At 68.2% G+C, this 22901-nt stretch carries 18 protein-coding genes and 1 pseudogene; 15 read left to right on the top strand and 4 right to left on the bottom strand.

Translation table 11 applies throughout. The annotated features are described in order from the left end of the window. The first annotated feature begins 290 nt into the window (after nucleotides 1-290). Genes ACL02O_RS04715 through ACL02O_RS04705 form a run of 3 tightly spaced genes read left to right on the top strand, consistent with a single transcriptional unit; the run spans nucleotide 291 to nucleotide 3512 of the window. Nucleotides 291-1256 carry a carbohydrate ABC transporter permease gene (locus ACL02O_RS04715; protein ID WP_412816698.1) on the top strand — a complete coding sequence of 322 codons (966 nt, stop codon included), beginning with the start codon at nucleotides 291-293 and terminating at the stop codon, nucleotides 1254-1256. Further along, nucleotides 1253-2083 (top strand): carbohydrate ABC transporter permease, encoded by an 831-nt coding sequence (locus ACL02O_RS04710; protein ID WP_412816697.1) that lies wholly within the window; start codon nucleotides 1253-1255, stop codon nucleotides 2081-2083. The genes ACL02O_RS04715 and ACL02O_RS04710 overlap by 4 nt, the downstream gene beginning before the upstream one ends. Nucleotides 2084-2129: 46 nt before the next feature. Further along, the gene (locus tag ACL02O_RS04705; protein ID WP_412816696.1) at nucleotides 2130-3512 is read left to right on the top strand and encodes an ABC transporter substrate-binding protein; all 1383 of its coding nucleotides are present in this window, start codon (nucleotides 2130-2132) and stop codon (nucleotides 3510-3512) included. Nucleotides 3513-3624: 112 nt separating this feature from the next. Here the strand turns inward: ACL02O_RS04705 and ACL02O_RS04700 are convergent, their stop codons facing one another. Then, nucleotides 3625-4863, bottom strand: a complete 1239-nt coding sequence (locus tag ACL02O_RS04700; protein WP_412816695.1) for a glycerophosphodiester phosphodiesterase family protein — start codon at nucleotides 4861-4863, stop codon at nucleotides 3625-3627. Between the two features lie 249 nt (nucleotides 4864-5112). On the opposite strand from ACL02O_RS04700, the gene ACL02O_RS04695 reads away from it, so the two are divergent. After that, nucleotides 5113-7116: a beta-propeller domain-containing protein gene (locus ACL02O_RS04695; RefSeq protein WP_412816798.1), complete on the top strand. Its 2004-nt coding sequence runs from the start codon at nucleotides 5113-5115 to the stop codon at nucleotides 7114-7116. A 217-nt stretch (nucleotides 7117-7333) separates the two neighbouring features. Here ACL02O_RS04695 and ACL02O_RS04690 read toward each other — a convergent pair whose 3' ends face one another. After that, entirely contained in the window at nucleotides 7334-7831 is a 498-nt protein-coding gene (locus ACL02O_RS04690; RefSeq protein ID WP_412816694.1) for a hypothetical protein, read from the bottom strand. Between the two features lie 207 nt (nucleotides 7832-8038). Between ACL02O_RS04690 and ACL02O_RS04685 the strand changes: the two genes are divergently transcribed. Continuing rightward, the gene (locus ACL02O_RS04685; RefSeq protein ID WP_412816693.1) at nucleotides 8039-8209 is read left to right on the top strand and encodes a hypothetical protein; all 171 of its coding nucleotides are present in this window, start codon (nucleotides 8039-8041) and stop codon (nucleotides 8207-8209) included. Nucleotides 8210-8212: 3 nt separating this feature from the next. Here the strand turns inward: ACL02O_RS04685 and ACL02O_RS04680 are convergent, their stop codons facing one another. Then, nucleotides 8213-9439 (bottom strand): IS110 family RNA-guided transposase, encoded by a 1227-nt coding sequence (locus tag ACL02O_RS04680; RefSeq protein ID WP_412816692.1) that lies wholly within the window; start codon nucleotides 9437-9439, stop codon nucleotides 8213-8215. Nucleotides 9440-10093: 654 nt separating this feature from the next. On the opposite strand from ACL02O_RS04680, the gene ltrA (ACL02O_RS04675) reads away from it, so the two are divergent. Both ltrA (ACL02O_RS04675) and ACL02O_RS04670 read left to right on the top strand, forming a co-directional pair. Continuing rightward, entirely contained in the window at nucleotides 10094-11470 is a 1377-nt protein-coding gene (ltrA, locus tag ACL02O_RS04675; protein WP_412816691.1) for a group II intron reverse transcriptase/maturase, read from the top strand. A gap of 284 nt (nucleotides 11471-11754) precedes the next feature. Next, nucleotides 11755-12558, top strand: coding sequence for a maleylpyruvate isomerase N-terminal domain-containing protein (locus ACL02O_RS04670; protein WP_412816690.1), 804 nt, complete (start codon nucleotides 11755-11757; stop codon nucleotides 12556-12558). A 104-nt stretch (nucleotides 12559-12662) separates the two neighbouring features. Here ACL02O_RS04670 and ACL02O_RS04665 read toward each other — a convergent pair. Then, nucleotides 12663-13136: pseudogene (locus ACL02O_RS04665) on the bottom strand (transposase family protein); the annotation flags it as partial. Between the two features lie 547 nt (nucleotides 13137-13683). On the opposite strand from ACL02O_RS04665, the gene ACL02O_RS04660 reads away from it, so the two are divergent. The 8 genes from ACL02O_RS04660 (at nucleotide 13684) to ACL02O_RS04625 (ending at nucleotide 22563) form a co-directional block, all read left to right on the top strand. Further along, complete coding sequence (locus ACL02O_RS04660; RefSeq protein WP_412816689.1) at nucleotides 13684-13845, top strand: hypothetical protein; 162 nt, start codon at nucleotides 13684-13686, stop codon at nucleotides 13843-13845. Between the two features lie 582 nt (nucleotides 13846-14427). Next, the gene (locus ACL02O_RS04655) at nucleotides 14428-14844 is read left to right on the top strand and encodes a hypothetical protein (RefSeq protein WP_412816688.1); all 417 of its coding nucleotides are present in this window, start codon (nucleotides 14428-14430) and stop codon (nucleotides 14842-14844) included. Next, nucleotides 14828-15859, top strand: a complete 1032-nt coding sequence (locus tag ACL02O_RS04650) for a reverse transcriptase domain-containing protein (protein WP_412816687.1) — start codon at nucleotides 14828-14830, stop codon at nucleotides 15857-15859. The genes ACL02O_RS04655 and ACL02O_RS04650 overlap by 17 nt, the downstream gene beginning before the upstream one ends. A 976-nt stretch (nucleotides 15860-16835) precedes the next feature. Continuing rightward, nucleotides 16836-17294 (top strand): DUF4396 domain-containing protein, encoded by a 459-nt coding sequence (locus ACL02O_RS04645; protein ID WP_412816686.1) that lies wholly within the window; start codon nucleotides 16836-16838, stop codon nucleotides 17292-17294. 118 nt (nucleotides 17295-17412) lie between these two features. Then, entirely contained in the window at nucleotides 17413-17889 is a 477-nt protein-coding gene (locus tag ACL02O_RS04640; RefSeq protein ID WP_412816685.1) for a transposase family protein, read from the top strand. 593 nt (nucleotides 17890-18482) lie between these two features. Next, entirely contained in the window at nucleotides 18483-20063 is a 1581-nt protein-coding gene (gene ltrA / locus ACL02O_RS04635) for a group II intron reverse transcriptase/maturase (RefSeq protein ID WP_412816797.1), read from the top strand. A 136-nt stretch (nucleotides 20064-20199) separates the two neighbouring features. Then, nucleotides 20200-20889 carry an ISAs1 family transposase gene (locus ACL02O_RS04630; RefSeq protein WP_412816684.1) on the top strand — a complete coding sequence of 230 codons (690 nt, stop codon included), beginning with the start codon at nucleotides 20200-20202 and terminating at the stop codon, nucleotides 20887-20889. A gap of 291 nt (nucleotides 20890-21180) precedes the next feature. Continuing rightward, the gene (locus ACL02O_RS04625) at nucleotides 21181-22563 is read left to right on the top strand and encodes an IS1380 family transposase (RefSeq protein WP_412816683.1); all 1383 of its coding nucleotides are present in this window, start codon (nucleotides 21181-21183) and stop codon (nucleotides 22561-22563) included. The last annotated feature ends 338 nt before the right edge of the window (nucleotides 22564-22901 follow it).

Raw genomic sequence — 22901 nt, 5'->3', positions numbered from 1 at the left:
CCGGAGAGCGTCGCCCTGTTATTTTTTTGCGTCAAGAAACAATCTTGTAACGCCTTGACCTCGGGTTTGTCTGATTACTTTGCGTACACAAGAAACTGCTCCCAGAGTGAGGTAGCGCATCGCCCCAAAGGACGGAGCACTGGCCCGCATCCTGGTGGCACTGGCTGATCACACCGTGCTCGAGAGGGCGGTCGAAGTGGGGGAGGCCGCCCACTTCTGGAAAGAACTTCCAGCCGCGGGTCCTGCATGGAAGGATTTCTTTCGGTCCATACCGTTGGTACTGTGCTGCCGTGCCACCCCCTCGCACCGTCAGCGCCCCACGGGATGACCGCGCCCCGACCACAGAGTCCACACGCTCCACCGTCCGACGTGGGCAGCCGGGGCGCTTCTCCGAATCCGGTCTCGGGTGGCTGCTGCTGCTGCCGTCGGTCGTGGTCTTCGCGCTGTTCATGTTCTGGCCGCTGGGGCGGACCCTGTACCTGTCCGTGCACGGCAACGACCTCTTCGGCGCGCCGTCGGTCTACGTCGGTGCGGAGCACTACCGGGAGATGCTGTCGCCCGAGTTCGGCAAGGTGCTGGCCACGACGGGCCTGTTCACGCTGTTCTCGGTGGTGCCGGCCGTCCTGGGCGCGCTCTTCGTGGTGCTGCTGCTGGAGGCGCGTATCCGCGGCGTACGGGTGTTGCGCACCGCGTTCGCGCTGCCGTTCGCGTTCTCGGTGGCGACCGCGTCGGTCGTCTTCGCCGTCATCTACAACCCGGCGATCGGCGTGGCGAACGGCCTGCTCGGATCCCTCGGGATCGACCGGGTCAACTGGCTCACCGACCCGTCGATCGCACTGCCCGCCGTCTGCGCCGCGACGGTGTGGATGAACCTCGGCTACAACGTCCTCGTGCTCTCCGCCGGCGTCGCGGCGATCTCGCCCGAGGTGGTCGAGGCGGCGCGGCTGGACGGCGCGACGGGCTGGCGGCTGGCGTCCCGGATCACCGTGCCGTTGCTCTCCCCACAACTGTTCTTCCTCGTCGTGGTGTCCACGATTCACGCGTTGCAGAGCTTCGGGCAGATCCACATCCTGACCAAGGGCGGCCCGGACCAGGCCACGACGACGCTGGTCTACTCGATCTACGAGAAGGCGTTCGCCTTCGGGTCCTCCGACTTCGGATCAGCCAGCGCTCAGGCCGTCGTGCTGCTGGTCGTCATGCTCGGCTGCACGGCTGTCCAGTTCGGCATCCTCGAGCGGCGGGTCCACTATCGATGAAGAAGCTCAGTCTGGGGCAGGCCGCCGTCTACGTCGTGCTCGGCCTGGCCGCCATCCCGGTCCTGTTCCCCATCTACTACGGCTTCGTCGGCGCCGTGATGGGCCCCGGTGACCTGGCGACCTATCCGCCCGCGCTGGTGCCGCACGAGCTCTACTGGCAGAACATCAGCGACGTCTTCCGCTCGGTGCCGCTCGGTCGCTTCTACGTCAACTCCGCCATCCAGGCGGGGGCCATCACGGCGGCCCAGATCGTCACCAGCATCCTGGCCGCGTACGCCTTCGCGTTCCTTCGCCTGCCGGCGAAGGCGGTGACATTCGGTCTGTTCCTCGCCACCCTCATGGTGCCGTGGGAAGCGATCATCATCCCCAACTACCTGGCCATCTCCGGCTGGGGTCTGGCGCGGGGTGGACTGACCTATCTCGGTCTCGTGCTGCCGTTCCTCGCCTCGGCGTTCGGCACGTTCCTGCTGCGACAGGCCTTCCTGCAGTTCCCGACCGAGTTGCGGGACGCCGCGGTGATCGACGGGTGCGGTCACTGGCGCCTGTTGTGGCGAGTCATCGTGCCCCTGTCCAAGCCCTCGATCGCGGCGGTCGGGGTCTACGTCTTCCTCTCGGCGTGGAACCAGTACTTCTGGCCGCTGATCCTGATCCGCGACTCCGAGTACCAGACGCTCCAGATCGGCATCTCCCAACTCAACGACGCCGAGGTGGCGCAACCGGGCCTCGTCCTCGCGGGCGTCGCGCTGTCCCTGCTTCCCACGCTGGCCGTCGTGCTCTTCGGTCAGCGCTACATCGTCCGCGGCCTCACCGCCGGCGCGCTGCGTTAACTCGTGAAGAGGAGAACTTGTGAGACAACCTAGGTTCCGCCGGAGCATGAGCGCATTCGTCGCCCTGGTAGCCGCCGCCGCGCTGACGGCGTGCGGTGGTTCCGGGTCCGGCAACGACTCCGGCAAGGACGCGCTCGACGCGCCGGGCGCGGAGGTGCTCGAGAAGGCCACCGACAAGACCACCATCGAGTTCTGGCACGGGATGAAGGGCGCCAACGCCGCGGCGATCGACCAGCTGGTCGCCGACTTCAACGCCCAGAGCGGTGGCAAGGTCGAGGTCAAGGCCATCTTCCAGGGCAACTACGACGAGACGATCGCCAAGTACAAGGCCTCGGTGCAGCAGAAGAACACTCCCGCGCTGGTGCAGATCTACGACATCGGCTCCCGCTTCATGGTCGACTCCAAGCAGACCGTGCCGATGTACAAGTTCATCGACAAGGACAAGTTCAACGCGGGCGACATCGAACCGAACATCGCCAACTACTACTCGATCGACGGCAAGCTGCAGTCCATGCCGTTCAACACCTCCACCCCGCTGCTGTACCTGAACAAGGAGGCCTTCGTAAAGGCCGGCCTCGACCCGACGAAGCCGCCGCAGAACCTCGACGAGATCGGGGAGATGGCCAAGAAGCTGACCGTCAAGGACGCCAGCGGCAAGACCATCCAGTACGGCTTCGGCGCCGCCATCTACGGCTGGCTGCTGGAGCAGCTGATCGCCACCGACGGCAAGGAGTACTGCGACAACGGCAACGGCCGCAAGGGCCTTGCCACGAAGGTGCAGTTCGACCAGGAGACCGGCGTGCGCGTCGCGCAGTGGTGGACGGACCTGGTCAAGGGCGGCTACGCGACGAACACCGGCCGCAAGACCGACGACGCCCAGGCCGCCTTCAAGGCCGGCACGGTCGCGATGCATCTGGAGTCCACCGGTGCCATGCGCGGCTACGTCGAGGCGGCCAAGGGCAAGTTCACCGTGCTCACCGCCCCGTACCCGAAGGCGAGCAGCTCGGCGACGGGCGGGCCGATCATCGGTGGCGCCTCGCTGTGGATCAACGGCGTCGGACACAGCGACAAGGAGAAGCGGGCCGCCTGGGAGTTCGTGAAGTTCGCCGTGAGCCCGACCCAGCAGGCCAAGTGGCACACCGGCACCGGCTACGTGCCGGTCAACGCCAAGGCCCTGGACGAGCAGATCGACAAGGACTGGGTGGCCCAGTACCCGCAGTTCAAGACCGCCGTGGACCAGCTGCACTCGCTGCCGCCGTCGGTCGCGTCGGCCGGCTGCCTGCTCGGCGTGATGCCGCAGGCCCGCAAGGCCTCCGAGGACGGCCTGGAGGCGGCGATCGTCGGTAGCAAGCCGGCCGACCAGGCCATGAAGGACGCCGCGGCGAGCGTGCAGGCCGCGATCGACAGTTACAACAAATCTGTCGGCTGACCACCACGCCACCGCCGAGGGGACACCTCAGCGAGCGGGGCCGGCTCCGTCGGAGCCGGCCCCGCTTCGTCGATGCTCAACCGGGCCGCACGGGCTCGGAGTGCCCGTCGGCTCAGACGACGTAGGCGTACAGGTCGACGATCGTGCCGTCGGCGCGGTGCAACCCGGCGGAGTCGCCGTTCCTGTCGTTCCAGACAGCGGTGGTGCGCCCGTTGTGGTGGGTGGCCGCGTCGTCGATACCCGGACCGGTGTGCACCCGCAGCAGCCCGCCCGGCGGGATGACGTAGCCGTCGCCCACCACGATCCGGTCGGACGCCTGGTTACGCAGGTACCAGCCGCTGACGTCCACCGGCTGGTCGGAGACGTTGCGTAGTACGACGTGCTCGCCGGCCCGCCGCGGCTCGTCGCCGGGGGAGTGGTACACGACGTCCTCGATGACCACGCCCGCCGCACCGGGCACCGGGTCGCGGCCGTGCAGCATGTTCTTCAGGTCGTACGGGTAGTTGGTGATCATGCCGTCGACGCCGAGGTCCAGGGCCCACCGCCAGAGCTCCGGCGAGTCGACCGTCCAGGGCACGAGGGCCATGCCTGCCTCGATGACGCGGGCAGCGTCGTCGGGCCGCAGCCGGCGTACGTCCGGGTTGACCGAAAAAATCCACCCGGCGAGCTCCGTGAGCATTTCGCCCGTCGGCACGTCGTAGCTGATCAGCGCGACCGGGACATCGGGCAGCTGCGCATGGAAGTCCCGGAGGGCCTGCTCGTCGAAGGACCCGACGATCAGCGGCTGCGGCCGGGCGCCCGACTCGATCCAGTCGCCACGCCGGCGCAGCCGAGCGACGACCGCGTGCGCCAGCCCTGGATTCAACGCGGGCGACTTCAGCTCAAGGTTCAGGCCGACCCGACCCCCGAGCAGATCGAGCAGTTCGTCGAAGGTGAGGATGTGCTGGCCGGTGAATCCGGCGTCGTACCACCCCCCGGCGTCCAGCTTTCTCAGCTCGGCGAGGGTGAAGTCGTGCACGTTCCAGGGTGCGCGGTCCGGAAACGCCAGCCTGGCGTCGGTGGTGCGGGCGAGCGTCACATCGTGGATGATCACCAGCTCCCCGTCGGCGCTGAGCTGCACATCGGTCTCGACGTAGTCGGCGCCCTCGGCGATCGCGAGCTCGAAGGCGGCTGCGGTGTTCTCCGGCGCCATCCCGGACGACCCGCGGTGCGCATACGTCGCGGCGCGCCTGCCGCTACGGCTGACCGGCGGTGTCGCACCTGCCCGGGGAACCGGCACCACCACCGGCCCCGCATCGCCGGCAGGTATGCCAGCGACAAGGCCGGGACTCGATGACGGGCTCGTGCTCATCCAAGAACTCCCTGGGAAGGGGACCGATGCCTCCGGCGACTGCCTGACCCTAACCGAGGTCCGTACAGCGGAAGCCAACTGCCCGCCCACGGCGGCGCGGCAGCTGCCCCGGGCCGGGAACCAGGCCGAAGGCTGACACGTCGTAGGACCATGACAGGTAGGAGCATCCGTCAGCCGGCCGCCGGGCGCCTCCCCCGAGTCGTGACTCCAGCTCGGGTCACGGGTCTGGCCGTGGTCGCCGGCCTGGCCATGGTCGCTGGCTGTACGGCGAAGCCGGTTCCCGACCCAGCACGTGATCGGCACGTGTCCGCCGGCGGGTTCCGGCTCGTCGCGTTCGACTCCTGTGCCGAGGCGCTGCAGCAGCTGAAGACGGCCGCCAAGGCCTACGTCGGGCCGTGGGGGTTCGGGCCGAACGGGCGCAGCAACTTCGGCTGGGCGGAAGAAGCCGGAGCGATGCGGGCGAATGCGGCGTCCGGTCCCAGCGTGGCAGTCCCGCCCGGCGCGGCGCCCAAGGCTGCCGACTCCGGCTACTCGGGCACCAACACCCACGAGGCCGGGGTCGACGAGCCGGACCTGGTCAAGACCGACGGCAGGCGGATCGTCACCGTCAACCACGGCAAGCTGTACGTGATCGACCCGGCTACCCGCCGGTTGACCGGGGAACTGAACCTGACACCCGGTGCCGAAGAGTTCGGCGGGGCCGCCGACAGCCTGCTGCTGCAGGGTGACCGGGCGCTGGTGCTGCTCCGCCAGGGGTGGGCCGGGATCGCGAAACCCGCCGTCCCCGAGGGAGGGCGTCCCGTGCCGGCAGACGGGGGCTCCGTACCGCCGGACGACGACATCGCCGGCCCTCGTCTGATCATGGTCGACCTCTCCGGCCCGCCGAAGATCGTCGATGAATACCGGATCGACGGCAATCTGGTGGACGCCCGCCAGGTGGGCACGACCGTCCGCGTCGTGATCCGCTCCTCGCCCCGGTTGAACTTCCCGGACCGGCAACGGGCCACCGACGAGCAGCGCACCGCCGCCAACCGCGAGATCATCGACAATGCCACCGCCGACGACTGGCTGCCCCGGTACGAGGTCACCTCCGGTGGACGGACCAGCACGGGACGGGTCGGCTGCGAACGGGTGAGCCGGCCCGCCAGCTACTCCGGCACCTCGCTGCTGACCGTGCTCAGCTTCGACCTCGGCGCGGCCACGCTCGGCGCCGGCGACCCGGTCACCGTGCTCGCCGACGGCGACACCGTCTACAGCAACGGACCCCGGCTGTACGTCGCCAACGACCAGCGCTGGCGGGTGCTGCCCATGCTGACCGCGCGCAACGCCGCACCCGACCCCAAGGACGAGACCACCGAGATCTACCAGTTCGACACCTCGGGCCCGGGCGCCCCGCGGTACGTCGCCGCCGCGTCCGTACCCGGTTGGCTGATCAACCAGTACGCCATGTCGGAGTGGGACGGGCACCTGCGCGTGGCCACCACCAGCGGTCGTACCTGGGGCCCCAAGCCCGCCTCGACGTCCAGCGTGTACGCCCTGCGCGCCGACGGCACGACGCTGACCCAGGTCGGCAAGGTCACCGGACTGGGGAAGGGGGAGCGGATCCACGCCGTACGGTTCGTCGGCGCTACCGGGTACGTCGTCACCTTCCGCCAGACCGACCCGCTCTACACCCTCGACCTGCGTGACCCGACCGCGCCGAAGGTCAGCGGCGAACTGAAGATCAACGGATATTCGGCGTACCTGCACCCGGCCGGCGAAGGACGACTGCTCGGCGTCGGGCAGGAAGCGTCCGACCAGGGCCGGGTCCAGGGCACCCAACTGTCGCTCTTCGACGTCTCCGATCCGGCCAAGCCGACCCGTATCGCCCGGTACCACGTCAAGCAGGGGCACTCCGAGGCGGAGTTCGACCCGCACGCGTTCCTCTACTGGCCGGCCGAACGCCTGGTCGTGGTCCCACTGACCGTCTACGGCACCGGCGCCGTGAGCCGCCCCGGTGCGGTGAACGACCGGAACGTCGCGGGCCGCCCCGGCCTGCCGAGCAACGTGGCGCTGGCTCTGCGGGTCGACGACGACGGGTTCACCGAGGTCGGCACGGTCGACCACGCGCAGGGCACGGGACGGCCCGGTGAGCTGGCGCAGATCCGCCGGTCACTGGTGGTGGACGGAGTGCTCTGGACGGTCTCCGACGCCGGTCTCAAGGCGACCAGCCTCGCCACCATGAAGACCCTCGGCTGGCTGCGTACCATCTGATCCGCACCCGACAAGCGGGCAGATCCGCCGGCACTCGAGGTCGCTGGGACCGCGCAGGCCAGATGCTGCGTAGCGGATGACGGCCCCGCTCGGTCGGTGATGGCGGTCGAGCCGGCGGTCGGTGCGCCAACGGGCCGTGACCTGGCGGCACCGACTGTGGCAGCGGTTCCAGCAGATGCCGTGTCTCAAGTGTCGTCCCCGCTCGGGGGAGTGGCGGTCAGTCTGAGGGGAGCGGCAGTTCGACCGGCTCGACGGCCGTGCTGGCTGGCGCTGAATGGTGTGGCGCCGGGCGGGTCGGCAGTCGCGAGTGCCGGTGGTGGCGCACGGTGACCTCGCAGGTGACGAGGCGGACCGGCGCGGGCGGCGCGGCGAACGGTCCCGGCCCCCAGCGCACCCAGAGCGCGACCCGGCCGGCGTCAGCCTCGGCGAGCAGCTTCTCCACAGTGCGCCGGCGGTCGGTGCGGTCCACCTCGATCACCACGGGACGACCGGCGCGACGGGCGCAGGCGACGTCCACGACCGAGTGCCGGTTCTGGTACGGCGCGGGCAGCGGCACGACACTCGCGGCGCGCCGGTACACCCGGAAGCCCTGGGCCTCGCCCCACGCGGCGACCGCGTCGACGAGGAGCGCGGTGACCTCGTCGATCGACCGGTCCACGAAGGTGAGTCGGTCCAGGTGGGCCGCCAAGGAGGCGGCGAGCTCGTCGTCATTCACGGTGCCTCCTCCTGCTTGGTGCGCGGGCCGCACCCCGTGGCTTGGTGCATGCCGGCAGTCTCGCAGGAGAAGAAGCTGCCGCGTCTCATGGGTGAAGAGACCCGGGGCGGCCGGACGTTTCACACCGGGTCGTCGGGTGCGGGCCGGCCACCAGGGCGTTTGACGGTTTGGTCCGCCGTTCAAGATCACGGTGGCAGGATCTGCCGCATGTTCGAAGAGAGGCTCGACGCGCTGTCGCAGATGATGGCCGAGCACATGGCCATGCCATTCCCGCCGGGCTTCCGCGGCCTGGACATCGAGGGCCAGGACATGGTGCTGCTCGATGCGGACGCCTACGGCTACGCTTCCAGCGCCCTCAAAGACATCCCAGGAGCTTGAATGTCAAGCGGCAGCTTCGTTGAGGTGGTGAGACCAGGCGGTGGTCTCGTCGTAGGGGGTGCCGGTTTTGAGGCATCCGTGCAGGATGCCGACGAGTCGGTTGGCGAGCTGGCGCAGCGCGGCGCTGTGGTTGGCGCCGCGGGCGCGTTGCCGGTCGTAGTAGGCCCGAGCGCCGGGCGATGCTTTCAGCGCTGAGAACGCCTGGGTTATCAGCGCGTCGACGAGTCGGTCGTTGTGCACGAACCGAGCCATGACGGCCTTCTTCTTCCCGGACGCGCGGGTGATCGGGCTGGTGCCGGCGTAGTTCTTTCGGGCCTTCGCCGAGGCGTAACGGTCGTGGTCGTCACCGAACTCCGCGAGCACCCGGGCGCCGAGGATCACACCGAGTCCCGGCTGGGACAGGATGATCTCAGCGGCCGGGTGCCGACCAAAATGGTCCTCCACCTGCCCGTGCAGGGCGTTGACCTGCTCGTTGAGGGTGACCAGCAGCGCGGCCAGGGCGCGTACGGTCGCGGCGTAGGCGGCGGTGACCACGGCCGGCTGGCCGAGTTGCTCGGCACGCACGGCGGCCTGGATCGCCGCGGCCTTGGCCGGGATGCCGCGGCGGCGGGCGCGTTTGAGAGCCGCGCTGATCTGGCTGATGCTCAACTCGGCAGCGGTGGCGGGGTCGGGTGCCTTGGCCAGCAGTTCCAGGGTGTCGGCGGCGTCGAGGTCCTCGAAGGCTTCCAGGGCGGCCGGGAAGTACTCCCGCAGCGCGTGCCGCAGCCGCTGGGTAGCGCGGGTGCGTTCCCAGATCAGGGTCTTGTGCATCCGGGTGACGACCTTGACCGCCTCGGCCTCGGCGCTGTCGCCGGCGATCGGGCGCAGCTGGTGCGAGTCGGTACGCACCATGTCGGCCAGCATGTGCGCGTCCGCCGCGTCGCTCTTGGCCCCCGACAACGCCAGACGTTCCCGATAGCGGGCCGCCTGCAACGGGTTCACCGGATACACCGTGTACCCAGCGGCGACCAGCGCCTGCACCCACGGGCCGCGGTCCGTCTCGATGCCAATCTCCACCTGGACGGCGTCGTCCTCGACGTCGTCGCCGAGCGCCTGCCCGATTATCGTGTGCAGCCGCGTGATCCCCGCTATGCCCTCGGGTAGCCGGGCCTTGGCCAGCCGGCGGCCGGACGCGTCCATCACCTCAACGTCGTGGTGGTCCTCCGCCCAGTCATCTCCTACGTACAGCAACGCCTCTCCCGCCTGTCGAGCCGATCACCGCAGGTAGCCAGGCGGAGAACTATCAGCGACCTAATGAGGTGATCTCGTGCGCCCAGCAGAGTGGAGGTTGATCGTGTAGGTGGTTGATCTTCGTTCGTAAGCTCGTCGTCGCTTGCCGGTGGGAGTCCGGTCCGGGTAGCTGCCAGGAGGCCCGGTAGCAGACTGGCGGCTCGGTCTGGAGACGGGTCGGGTCGAAGCCCAGTGTCGAAAGCCCTGTTGGGGGAGCGACTGAGCGGTCCGTAGCGTGAAGCGAAGCCTGCGGCGTCGTTACTCAGCTGCCCGTGAGGGTGGCACAGGGGAGTGCCGAGCCCTTCGAAATCGGGGTGAAGGCCATGGAAGCGGTGTAGCACCTGGATTGCAGCCGTGACGGACTCCCCGGCGTATGGGGCGCGGAACGTTCAGATAGTGGCGGCGGGAACTGGGGAGGCCCTCCCCGGCCCGGTGACCTGCGCGTATGTCACCGGAAGCCTGGCGTTCTATAACCGATGATCTCGGGAAGTGAACGACCGGCCGGGAGGGCGTCGGAGGCGGTCGTAGTACTGATCGAGCCGTGCGGACAACACAACCGCCGGTGAGGGAAGGGCCGCTGCTTCGTCGATGCGTGTGGTGTTGAGGAGGGGCCCGGTGAGTGCCGTTTCGGCTAGTCCCGCCGCTGGTGGATCGATCGTTGATCCGGTCCGCGCCTTGCAGCGTGCGCTGTACCGGGCGGCCAAGGCCGATCCCGGACGTCGGTTCCACGCGCTGCGAGACAAAGTCTTGCGCAGGGACGTCTTGTGGCGGGCGTGGGTTGCGGTGCGTCGTAACGACGGCGCGCCGGGCATCGACAAGACCAGCCTGGACCAGGTCGAGCAGGACGGCGTTGGCCGGCTGCTGGATGACCTGGCGCGCGAGCTCAGGGACGGCAGCTATCGGCCGTTGCCGGCGCGGCGGGTGTTCATCCCCAAGCCCGGCAGCAGCGAGTTGAGGCCGTTGTCGATCCCGTCGGTTCGTGACCGGATCGTGCAGGCCGCGGTGAAGATCGTGCTCGAGCCGGTCTTCGAAGCGGACATGCTGCCGTGCAGTTTCGGGTTCCGCCCGAAACGTTCGGCGCACGACGCCCTGCAGGTGCTCATCGAGGAGTCCGCGCGGGGTAGGCGGTGGGTGGTCGAGACGGATATCGCCAACTGTTTCTCGGCGATTCCGCATCAGGAGTTGATGCGCGCGGTTGAGGAACGCGTCTGCGACCAGCCGCTGTTGAAGCTGCTGCGGGTGATGTTGCGCGCAGGAGTGATGGAACAGGGTCTGGTCCGTCGGGAAGTGACCGGCACCCCGCAGGGCGGGGTGATTTCCCCGTTGCTCTGTAACGTCTACCTGCACCGCCTCGATCGGGCGTGGTCGACGCGGGAGCACGGGGTGCTGGTTCGGTATGCCGACGACGTGTTGGTGATGTGTAAGTCCAGCGAGCAAGCCGACGCCGCCCTGCAGCGGCTGCGGCAGTTGCTGGCCGAACTCGGCTTGGAGCCGAAGGAGGCCAAGACCAGGATCGTGCACCTGCAGGTCGGTGGGGAGGGCGTGGACTTCCTCGGCTTCCACCACCGCCTGGTGCGGTCCCGGCCCCGCGACGGGCGACGCCCGTTCACGTTCCTCGCCCGCTGGCCCGCGGACAAGGCCATGCAGCATGCCCGCGACCGGATCCGGGACCTGACCGCCCGGCGAAGGCTGCTGCTACCTGTTGAAGCAATCGTGCAGGACGTCAACCAGTTCCTGCGCGGCTGGACCGGCTACTTCAAGTACGGTCACTCAGCCGAGCGCTTCAGCAAGATCAGGTACTACGTGCGGATGCGGATCGCGTTGTGGTTGAGCAAACGCTATCGCCGCAGCCGACACTACGGCCGTTGGGCGCTGCTGAACTTCACGCCCAACGAGTTCGGCCTGATCAGGCTCTACGGAATCGTCGTGCAACCCAGGGCCGGCAAGCCCTGGCGGGACAAGCCGAATGCCGGCGGTGAACGACGTCGGTAAGCCGTGTGCGGGAGAACCGCACGCACGGTTTGACGGGCGGGAGCTGGAAACGGAGCACGCCAAGGCCAGGGTCACAGCAGTGGGACAACCTCGCGGGAAACCGCAGGAACTCGACGGCTGCTGGACCTACCGCAATGGCACGCCACCGCGCCAGCTCCCGACCCTCCATCGTGAGGGTGCAGGTCACGGCAGGTGGGATCCTGGCGCGCCAGTGCCGCAGCGCCCGCCGCGTCGGCTGCGAAAATCGCTGTCCGGTTGTCGGAGCACACTGGTAGAAAGCCGGAGTGCAGAAGATTTTGACGTTCTCTGATCATCTGCGGCTCATTGACGAACGGTCGACCGCCTTCCGCGCTGCGGTCGCCGCAGCGCCCAGCCTCGACGTGCCGGTTCTGACCAGCGATCCGCATGCCTCTCCCGGGCGGACGCTGTTCGAGCTCGTGCAACACGTGGGCATGGCCCGCCGCAAATCAGCCGCCGTCGTCGCCGCAGGGCCTGCAGACGCGCCCCCAGAAAAGTCGGCTTGGGACGACGGCATGGGTGCGCCTCGGGAACGCGAGGCACTGCTGGCCTGGTGGACCGAGTCCATCGAGCAACTGACGAGCACGCTGCGCGAGGCCGGCCCGGACCGCGCTTGTTGGACGTGGTGGGACGACTCGCCGTCACCACAAACCTCCGGCGCATGGGCGCGACGCCAGGTCCCCGAGATCGCGGTGTACACGTACGACGCCCAGCTCACCGTGGGTGCCCCGCAGCCGCTACCAGACGAGGTCGCCCTCGACGGTTTCGACGACTGCCAGTTCACCCTCTGCGCAACGACAGTCGCCTGGCCACACCAGCCCGCCGTCGTCGATTACCACGCCACCGAGGGCCGCTCCTGGCGCCTCCGGCTGTCGGACGACGGGGCACGGGTCACCCGCCTCGGCGAGCCCGCTGCCGGCGAGGCCGCGGACACGGCCGACGCCTCCGCCCAGGGCACGGCCAGTGACCTCGTCCTGATGTTCTACGGCCGCATACCGCTGGATTCCCTGAAGCTCGAAGGCGACCGTCACATCTTCGATCAGCTCATCGCCTGGGACCCGTCCCTGTAACAACGATCCCATTTATCCTGCGTAGGCCGGTTCTCGATGTGGTGCAGAACCAGGATCGCCTGCAGGATCGCGGCCGGGCGGTGTCGGCGAGGGACCGAGCCCTTTCATCCTGAGTAGCGGCTGGTCTCGACGCGGTGCAGGACGAGGATGGCCTGCACGATCGCGGTCGCGCGGCGGGGACAGCATCGCAGCTTGGTCAGGAGTTTCCAGGTCTTGAGCGTGGCGATGGCGCGCTCGCCGCGGGCGCGGACACGGGCATGTGTGCGGTTGACGGCCTTCTGCCGGCGGGACAGCTTCGGCCGGTAGCGGTGGCGCTTGAACGGCGTGCGCACACTCCCGCCGGCTCCTTGGTAGCCCTTGTCCGCGAACGTCATCACGTCGGCGCTGCTCAGCGCGTCGATGATGCCGTGTACGCGGGCGGCGCTCAGGTCATGAATGGCGCCGGGCAGCGCAGCCGATGCCCAGACCAGGCGACCCGCAGCGTCCGCGATGACCTGCACGTTCACGCCGTGCCGCTTGTGCTTTCCCGAGTGTGCGCCGTGAGGCGCTTGTTGTTCGAGTGGAGGTGAGAGACCGCCGCCGTCGTCCTGTCGCAGCAGGGCGGCCGAAGCTGGGGGCAGCCCGAGCCGGGAGGTGCCGGGGAGGGTGGAAGCGGCCCCGACGAAGCCGGGACGTGTCAGCACTGCCAGATGGCGCGGGCTCGGCGAGCGAGATGGAGAGGAGTACGCAAGGAACCGGCGTTTACGCCTCCTTAAGGCACGCCAGCTCGAACCTGGTGGATCTGGGCTGGATGCGGCGCGTCCCCGTGGATTACTCGGTCGGCGGGGAACTCGTCACGTGCCTTACTTCGGTCGCGTGGGGAGGCCACGGTGAAGTGCTGCGGGGTAGCCGTGGCGAGGCCGCGGGGGCATAGTCGGGCTCCTCCTTCGTCGATCGAACAGCAGGTGAACACGGGAACCGTCCCGGTCCTGCCTCGGCACCGCGTAGCCGGCGCTGCGTCGGGGCTGGGTCCACTGTCGGCCGAGCGGTCCGGGGCGGGGCGGAGCCGTCGTAGTACTCCGAGCCGGGGAGAGCCCGGCACATGGGGAAGGTCGGCAGCGGTATCGAGAAGGGAAGGAGGCTGCAATGCCGAAAGACGCGCTGCTGAACAGCAGTGCACCGTTGGCGGCCCAGGTGGGTCCCCACCAGCGGGTATCGGGGATGCAGGCCAAGCTTCACTGTTGGGCGGCGGCCGATCCCGGTCGCAGGTTCGACGACTTGTTCGTGCGCCACGAGGCGTCACTGTGACCGAGTTGGGGTGGAAGGCCCTGGCCGCTGGGCTGTCGCAGCAGCCTGGTTGAAGCTGAGGACAGCCTGACCTGGGAGACGCCGGGGAGGGTGGGAAGCAGTCCTGACAACGACGGGACGTCCTGGTACTGCCAGACGGGGCGGGCTCGGCAAGCGAGACGAGAAGGTGCACGAGAGGAACCAGTGGTTGAAGCTCCATAAGCGTCGAGCCGACTCTAATCTGGCGGATCTGGGTCGGTATGCCGTGCGCGCCCGTCATGAACACGAGGCGGGCGACTCCGTAGCCGGAATGAATAGGCCGGTGGGGAGGCCATGGGGAATGCCTGCGGCGTACCCGTGGCGAGGGGGCCGGGGTATAGCTGGGCATCTCCCTCGTCGATCGGTTCGTGGTGAACGTGGGAACCACCCGCGGTCGCCCTCCCTGCGACCCGGACAGGGCGTAGGTGGGCAGGCTCGTCGTCGGCTGAGGGCCGTCGGGTGGGGCGGAGGCCTCGTAGTAGTCCGAGGGCGGGAAAGCCGCCCACATGGCGAAGGGGGCCAGCAAGCTGGCAGTGCGGTTGCTGGAATGTCTGTAGGCCGCTGGTGAATACCGGCGCGCCGCCGCTGGAATGGCCCTTGCTCGGGTCGGCTGAGCTGCGGGTACAGAAGATCCAGGCCAAGCTGCACCGATGGGCGACCGACGATCCAGATCGCCGGTTCCACGGTGTGTTCAACCTCGTTCATGACCCCGCGTTCCTGCTGGTCGCATGGCAGCGGGTGCGGGGCAACCGGGGTGCCCGCTCGGCCGGCGTGGACGGCCATACCGCGTTCTTCATCGAAGCGCGCCGAGGCGTGGAGCCATTCCTCGCCGAGATCCGCGACCAGCTGAAGACGCGCCAGTTCCGTCCCTTGCCTGTCCGCGAACGGATGATTCCGAAACCGGGCGGCAAGCGACGCCGACTGGGCATCGGCACGGTGCGAGACCGCGTCGTGCAGGCGGCTTTTGAAGCTGGTCCTTGAACCGATCTTCGAGGCTGACTTCTTGCCCTGCTCATACGGCTTCCGGCCGAGGCGCAGGGCGCACGACGCGGTCGCTGAGGTCCGCACCTTCGCCGGTCCACCCCACCGTTACGAGTGGGTGTTGGAGGGCGACATCACGGCCTGCTTCGACGAGATCGACCACACCGCCCTGATGGGGCTCGTGCGGCGGCGGATCACGGACAAGCAGGTCTTGGCGCTGGTCAAGGCGTTCCTGAAGGCCGGGATCTTCAGCAAGGAGACCGGCCTGCGGGAGTCGCGCGAGGGCGCACCCCAGGGTGGCATCCTGTCGCCTTTGCTGTCCAACATCGCGTTGAGCGTGCTCGACGAGCACTTCGACCGCATCACCCGACACCGACGAAGCCTTCCCCGTCGTCAGCAACGCGAGCTGCCGGTGTTCCGGCTGTCGCGTTACGCCGACGACTGGGTCCTTCTGGTGAAGGGCGAACGGGACGAGGTCGAGGCGCTGCGCGACGAGGCAACGGCGGTGCTGGACACGGTCGGACTGCGCCTGTCGCAGGCCAAAACCGTGATCACCCACATAGACGAGGGCCTGGACTTCCTCGGTTGGCGCATCCAGCGTCACCGCAAGCCAGGCACGGCCAAGAGCTACATCTACACCTACCCGAGCAAGAAGGCCGTCAAGGCGGTCACGGGCAAGGTGCGAACGCTCAGCCGGTTGAACCGGAACCAGCCGCTCGAAGTATTGCTGCACAACCTGAATCCGGTGCTACGAGGCTGGTGCACCTACTTCCAGCCCGGGGTGTCCAGCGCGACGTTCGCCTACCTGCGCGGTTTCACCTGGCGCAGAGTGATGGGCTGGCTGCGCCGTAAACACCCCGGGATGACGTGGAAGCAACTGCGCCGCCGCTACTGCCAGGGCGGCTGGTGGCCGTCCGACGGTGACGTAGTGCTGTTCAACCCGACGCGGACGCGCACGACACGCTACCGCTATCGGGGTGCCGCGATCCCCACGCCGTGGGCGAGCACGAACTGATCACCGGGCACCTCTCGGGGCTTGTGGAGAGCCGGATGCCCGGCCAACGGGCACGTCCGGTTCGGGAGGCGGGCCGCAGAAACGGCCCAGTCGAAAGACCGGCACCGCGCTGCGGTCCGACGTCACAACCTCGTATGCGACCCGGCGACGCTCCTTATCGCTTTCGAACGGGTCGCGGGCAACCAGGGGGCTCGAACTGCGGGTGTCGACGGTCTCACAGTCGAGAACGTCGAGCGGGAACTCGGCCTCCCGGGCAGGGCCCCGGCGAAGTCATCAGGTGATGTCGAGTAGTGCCAGGGGCGGGTGCTGTCGCGGGCGTGATGCCGGTTGGCGGCGGCGATGTTGGTGATGCCGGCGGTGCGTAGCGCGCCGATGGCGGCGTTGCGTAGAGCGGCCATGAGTTGGGGGCCGGTGCCGGTGCGGATCTGGCTGCGGTCTTCGTCGTAGGTGACGTCGCGAACCCAGTGGATCTTGTTCTCGATCGACCAGTGGCCGCGGATTCAGCCGGCCAGTTGTGCAGGTTTGGCTTGGCGCTTCTACTCCAAACCCCACAAGGCGACACGGTCACGACTTTGCAGGAGCCCTGGGGTGGCAGCCGATCAGGATGGGTAAGCAGCAGGGCTGCCGTGGAGTGGGGCGCCGGGACCGGACGCGGTGCAGGTGACCTAATGCCCCATCTATCCCCAGCCGGATCGACTGGAGTGAAGGGAGATGATTCTTGCAGCCAACGTGGCTTGTGATGCTCTCGTGGGCGACGCTCGTGTTGGGGCTAGCCAGCGCCGCCATTATCGTTTTCGACTCATTCGTTTGTGCGTATCGTCAGCCGTTTAAGCTCATGGAGTTAGTGTGGCCGGTCACCGCCCTGTACTTCGGCCCAGCAGCCATCGTGGCATACAGGAAGTGGGGTAGGCCTCAGTCTCCCCGGTGGCGGCAGCGGTACGGCAACCCGCCCAAAAGGCCGCGACATGCTGCTGTTATGTTCGGGCTCTGGCACTGTCTTGCCCACTGCACCCTGGGTGCCATCATTGCTACGGTGATTGTCGCCGGCGTCGGCATTGATGTCGCCGGCGAGACATTGCGGCCCTTGTACATCGGCGACTTCCTAGGCGCGTTGACCGTAGGCGTCGCATTCCGCTACGCCGCCGGGGCTCACATTGGCGGCCGAAAAGTGTGGGCCGCAATAAGGAGCGTTGCCAGAGAGGACTTGCTGACCGTTTCCGTGGTCGAGCTCAGCCTCTTTATTTGGATAGGGCTAGTGGAACACCTTTTTTTCTCGGAGGCCCTGCGGCCCACCAATCCGGCGTTTTGGCTCATTCACCAGGTCGGGTTGATCATTGGTTACTTTGCCGCTTGGCCGGCAACCTCATGGCTGGTCCAACGCGGCATCAGAGGGGAAACGCCGGGCATGCCTACCAGGGCCCCGGCAACGTCGTGACGGTGTCTGACTTGAGTGGACTGGAGTAGAAGCGCCGCTGTTGGTGGCGGCAAGACGGGCATGACTGGTTCAGAAGATCATCAAGGTTCCTACGCCGTGTTGATCGCCGAAGTGAGTCATGCCCGCCCTGTCATCATCGCTGATCTCGTCGGTGTCGTGTGCACCGGCTCTGACCGTGTCCGAAGCCGCTGGTGGACTGCTCGCTGCGCTGGCCGATCTGCCTGATCCGCGGGCCCGCCGCGGCATCCGACACCGGCTGACGGTGGTGGTGACTGCTGCGGTGTGCGCGGTGGTGGCCGGCAACCGGTCGTACAGCGCGATCGCGGAGTGGGTCGCCGACGTGCCGGCGACGACCGCGCTCGCGCTGGGCATGGCCCCGGATCGACGTCCGTCCGAGGCGATGATCCGCCGGCTGTTGCAGGCCATGGACCCGCAGGTCCTGACCGCGGCGGTCGGCGTTTGGCTTGCCGGTCGGGCTGCTGCCGGCACGTCGGCGTCCCGGCGAGCGATCGCCGTGGACGGCAAGACCCTGCGCGTGCGACACGAGGTCGCATGTGTTGAGTGGATCACGGTGGAGGAGGTGCCCGTGTGGTGACGTGATCCCCGGTCCGTGCTCGGTGGCCGGTCTCCTCCTTGGCGTGCGTCGCGGGTAACTGCGGGGTGCGGAGCCCAGGGTTCAAGCCGAAGGGTCCTCGTTCCTTCCGGGGGCTACGGGTGAGGAGAAGGACGGGCGGGCGAACGCGAGTGAACCCTTGGTTGATGCCTCGTCATTTTGAAGGTCCGGGTGGGGGGAAGCGGGACCGGGCCGAGATCAGGGACTGGCCGTTGAGAAGCGGCGGATGCCGGTAGCGGAACGTAGCGCTGTCGGGTGAGCACCATCGTCCCCGGGGTACAGAGGGCGCCCAATCCGTGCGTGTCTCATACATGCGGAACGTGGAAACCCCGTCCGGGTCCAGCCTCAGCGGCTGGTAGGCCGACCGTGAGGGAGGCGGAAGCCCTGGCCGGGAACAGGATGACCCGAGAAGCGAAGGCCGGTGTGCCGAAAGGCGACGGGAAGGGCATCAAGAGAACGGCCACCTCCTGGCTGTGTGGTGTCGAACCGACCGGATACGGGCAGCGCCGCGAAGCGGTGCGGTGGTGGTGCCCGGCCCGAGAGGGAGCCCACGCGGGTCAGGTGAGTCTGTGGAGATGGCGATGGACATGACGTCAGCGCCTGCGGAGACGTTGGACGCCGCTGCTTCAGCGGTGAACGGACTGCAGGGCTTTCCCGACGACTGGGATCAGGTGGACTGGACCGGGGTCGAGGAGGAAGTACGGCGGCTGCGCCAGCGGATCTTCACGGCGTCACGGGCAGGAGCCCACCGCAAGGTGCGCAACCTGCAGCGGTTGATGCTGCGGTCCCGGGCGAACGCGTTGCTCAGCACACGCCGGGTCGCGCAGGTCAACCAGGGGCGAGGGACGGCAGGGGTTGACGGCCGGACCGCGTTGACCGGACCCGAGCGGGTGGATTTGGCCCGCTGGGTCCAGCAGCGCGGGTGTCGGCCGGTGGCCCGGCCCGTCCGTCGGATCTACATTCCGAAGGCCAACGGCAAACGGCGTCCGCTCGGCATCCCCGTGATCGCCGATCGCGCGTCGCAAGCCGTGGTGCTGAATGCGCTGGAGCCTGAATGGGAGGCCCGGTTCGAGTCGAGGAGCTACGGTTTCCGGCCCGGCCGGGGCTGTCATGACGCGATCGAGGCGATCTTCGCCGTCTGCAAGGGCAAGAACCCGAAGCGGGCGTGGATCCTCGACGCGGATCTGACAGCGGCGTTCGACCGGATCGATCACCACCGACTCTTGGACCACCTGCACGGATTCCCCGCCAGGGAACCTGTCGCCCGGTGGCTGAAGGCAGGCGTGATCGAGAACCGGCAATACGCCCCCACCGAGGAGGGCACACCTCAGGGCGGGGTGATCAGCCCGTTGCTGATGAACATCGCCCTGCACGGGATCGAGACAGCAGCCGGGGCCCGGCAGCAGATCACCCCGTCGCGATGGGGCTGGTCGGTGCCCGGTACCCCGGTCGTGGTCAGATACGCCGACGACCTGGTCGCGCTCTGCTCCACCCGGGAGCAGGCAGAGCAGGTCCGGCAACGCCTGGCCCAGTGGCTGGCACCGCGAGGACTGACGTTCAACGAGGACAAGACGCGTATCGTGCACCTGTCCGAAGGGTTTGACTTCCTCGGCTTTACCGTCCGCCACTACCGCAGCCCGGGCAAGCTGCTGATCACACCATCGAAAGCGGCCGTCAAACGGTTCCGCGCCCGGCTGCGGTCCGAGGTCCGCAGTCTCCACGGCGCGAACGCGCTGGCCGTGATCAGCAGGCTCAACCCGATCCTGCGTGGCTGGGCCGCGTACTACCGCACGGTCGTGTCCAAGAAGGTCTTCAACGACATCGATTCCACGCTCGTGTGGACGATGCTCAAGTGGGCCAGACACCGGCACGAGACGAAGTCCTACCGATGGATCGTGAACCGCTACTTCGGGCGGTTCCACCCGACCAGGCAAGACCGATGGCTCTTCGGCGACCGGGACACCGGCGCCTGCCTGACCCGCTTGTCCTGGACATCCATCCGCCGACGCCAGATGGTCAACGCCGACGCGTCTCCGGACGACCCGGCTCTGACCTACTACTGGCGACAGCGACGACGACGCCGACTGCCACCGGACACGCCCACAGCACCAGGCCCCACGCCCTACACCCTGCGACGCCCCACGGGACTTGCTTGAGCCGGATGCGGTGAAAATCGCACGTCCGGTTCTGAGGGGGCCCCGGCGCAGCAATGCGCCGGGGCTACCCGACGGCTCCCGCACCACCGACACCCCGGCTCGGCACGTCCTCGCTGCCTGCGATCAGGCAGTCGGCGTGGTCCTGGCCAGTACCGACGTCGACGGCAAGACCAATGAGATCACCCGATTCGCACCGCTGCTCGACCAGATCGGCGACCTGCGCGACACCGTGATCACCGCCGACGCGCTGCACTGCCAGCGTGAGCACGTCGACTACCTCGCCGAACGCGGCGCGCACTGGATCCTGACCGTCAAGGCCAATCAGCCGAGCCTGCACCGCCAACTCACCGGTCTGCCCTGGCAAGCGGTCCCGGACGCCACCCGCGACACCGACCGCGGGCACGGCCGCCGCGAGATCCGCACCCTGAAGGCCCTGACGATCTCCACCGGCATCGACTTCCCCCAGGCCGCCCAAGCGCTGCGGATCCGCCGCCGCAGACGACGCCTGGACCAGCCGCAACGCTTCACCACCGAGACCGTCTACGCCATCACCGACCTGCGCGTGCACCAAGCGAAACCGGCACAACTGGCCGCGCGGATCCGCGGCCACTGGAACATCGAAAACAAGATCCACTGGGTGCGAGATGTCACCTACGACGAAGACCGATCCCAGATTCGCACCGGAACCGGGCCCGAGGTCATGGCCGCCCTCCGCAACGCAGCCATCGGCGCCCTACGCCTGACCGGGGTCACCAACATCGCCGCCGCCAACCGGCATCACGCCCGCGACAGCACTCGCCCGCTGGCCCTACTCGGCATCACCTGACGACTTTGCCGAGGCCCTGCCCTCACCGGCCACCAGCACCTGCCCGAGTGGATAGACAACGTCCGCGGCACGACTTGCCCCACCTGCGGCAGTTCGCCGACGAGACTGCGAACTGACTACGACGCCCTCCTCGCCGGCCTCTCGACGACCTGGCGCTCTAGCCTGGGTGATTCGCAGTGATCGCCGGGATGCGCTGTTCGTCGGCGTGTAGAGGAGCGGAAGTGCCTGCCCTGCAACGGAAACTTGTGATTGCGACATCTACAGGTTTCTCTCTGAGGAGGCACTTCCAAGGTGCAGCTTACGGCGTGGTCGAGGGATCTGCGGGTCACCGCGGGTGGTTCGGGTGTGGTGTCGCACGTCGGTGCGGCGCTGCTGCGGTTGCTGGCTGATCGGGCCGGGTTGACCGCAGGATTGTCGGCGGGGCTGGCCCGGGCCGGCTGGTGGCCGGTGCATGATCGGGGTCGGGTGCTGGTCGACCTCGCGGTGATGATCGCTGACGGCGGGGACGCGATCGCGGACATCGACGTGCTGCGCCACCAGCAGGAGGTGTTCGGGGCGGTGGCCTCGGACACCACGGTGTGGCGGGCCCTGGATGAGATCGGCGCGGTGCAGCTGCGGCGCATCGCCAAGGCCAGGGCGAAGGTCCGCGCCCGGATGTGGCAGCTGTTCGGCGGTCCACCGGCGGCACGGGCGGCCGGGCGGGACATCGGCACCGGCGTGGTGGTCCTGGATGTGGATTCCACGATCGTGATCGCGCACAGCGACAAGGAAGGCGCCGCCGCCACCTACAAGCACAGCTACGGGTTCCATCCGATCCTGGTGACCTGCGACAACACCGCCGAACTGCTCGCCCTGAAGCTGCGCCCGGGCAACGCCGGCGCGAACACGGCCGCCGACCACCTCGACGTGCTCGCCCAAGCCATCGCGCAGGTCCCCGCACCGCACCGCCGGCACCTACTCATCCGCGGTGACTCCGCCGCATCCACCCACGCCGTGCTCGACTGGCTCCACGAGCAGGACAGCAAACGCGGCCGGCGGGTGGAGTACTCCCTCGGCTGGTCGATCGGCGAACCCGAACGCGCCGCCATCACCGCCCTGCCCGCCCAAGCGTGGTCGCCGGCGATCGACGCCGACGGTGGTGTCCGCGACGGCGCCACCGTCGCCGAACTGACCGGCCTGCTGCACCTACCCGGCTGGCCGACCGGGATGCGGGTCATCGTCCGGCGGGAACGCCCCCACCCCGGCGCCCAACTGACACTGTTCGAGCACCGCGACGGCTGGCGCTACACCGCCTTCGTCACCAACACCCCGACAGGGGCCTTGCAGTGGCTGGAGGCCCGCCACCGGGCCCACGCCCGCGTCGAGGACCGGATCCGCTGCGCCAAGGACACCGGCCTGCGCCGGCTCCCCTCCCGCGAGTTCGCCATCAACGCCGCCTGGTGCACCGCCGCCGCGATCGCCATCGACCTGATCGCCTGGTTGCAGCTCATCGGCCTCGACGGCGACCTGGCCAAAGCCGAACCGAAACGACTGCGCTACCGGATCCTGCACACCGCCGCCCGCCTCGTGCATGGCCAACGCCGCCGCTGGCTGCGTATCCCCGCTACCTGGCCCTGGACCGAACAGATCACCGCCGCGTTCACCCGGATCGCGGCCATCCCCGACCCCGGCTGACCAGCACAACCGCTGCCCCAACAACCCGGAGGACCCCAGGAGACCACGCCCGCCGCCGCGACAGACGGCCCACCACCATGCCCGGAACCAGCCACATCGACCAACAGCGATCAGACGTGCCGGGCCGAAGGAGCCAGCGCCAGGCGCGAATCATCGAGGCTAGGCAGGTCGAAGGCCAAAACACCAGAGCCAACTGGTCAAACGCCTCGGCTACGGCCGCGCCAACTTCGACCTGCTCCGCAAACGCATCCTGATCCAACCGTGAGACACCGTCACAAGATCAGCGACAGAGCCCATTCACCCGTACGCAGCTCTGCGCTCCATGCCGTACCCCGACA

The sequence above is a fragment of the Micromonospora mangrovicola genome, from assembly GCF_047200535.1.
GTDB lineage: Bacteria > Actinomycetota > Actinomycetes > Mycobacteriales > Micromonosporaceae > Micromonospora.
The sequence above is the reverse complement of the archived record's forward strand: the minus strand, read 5'-3'. Positions and strand labels throughout refer to the sequence as shown.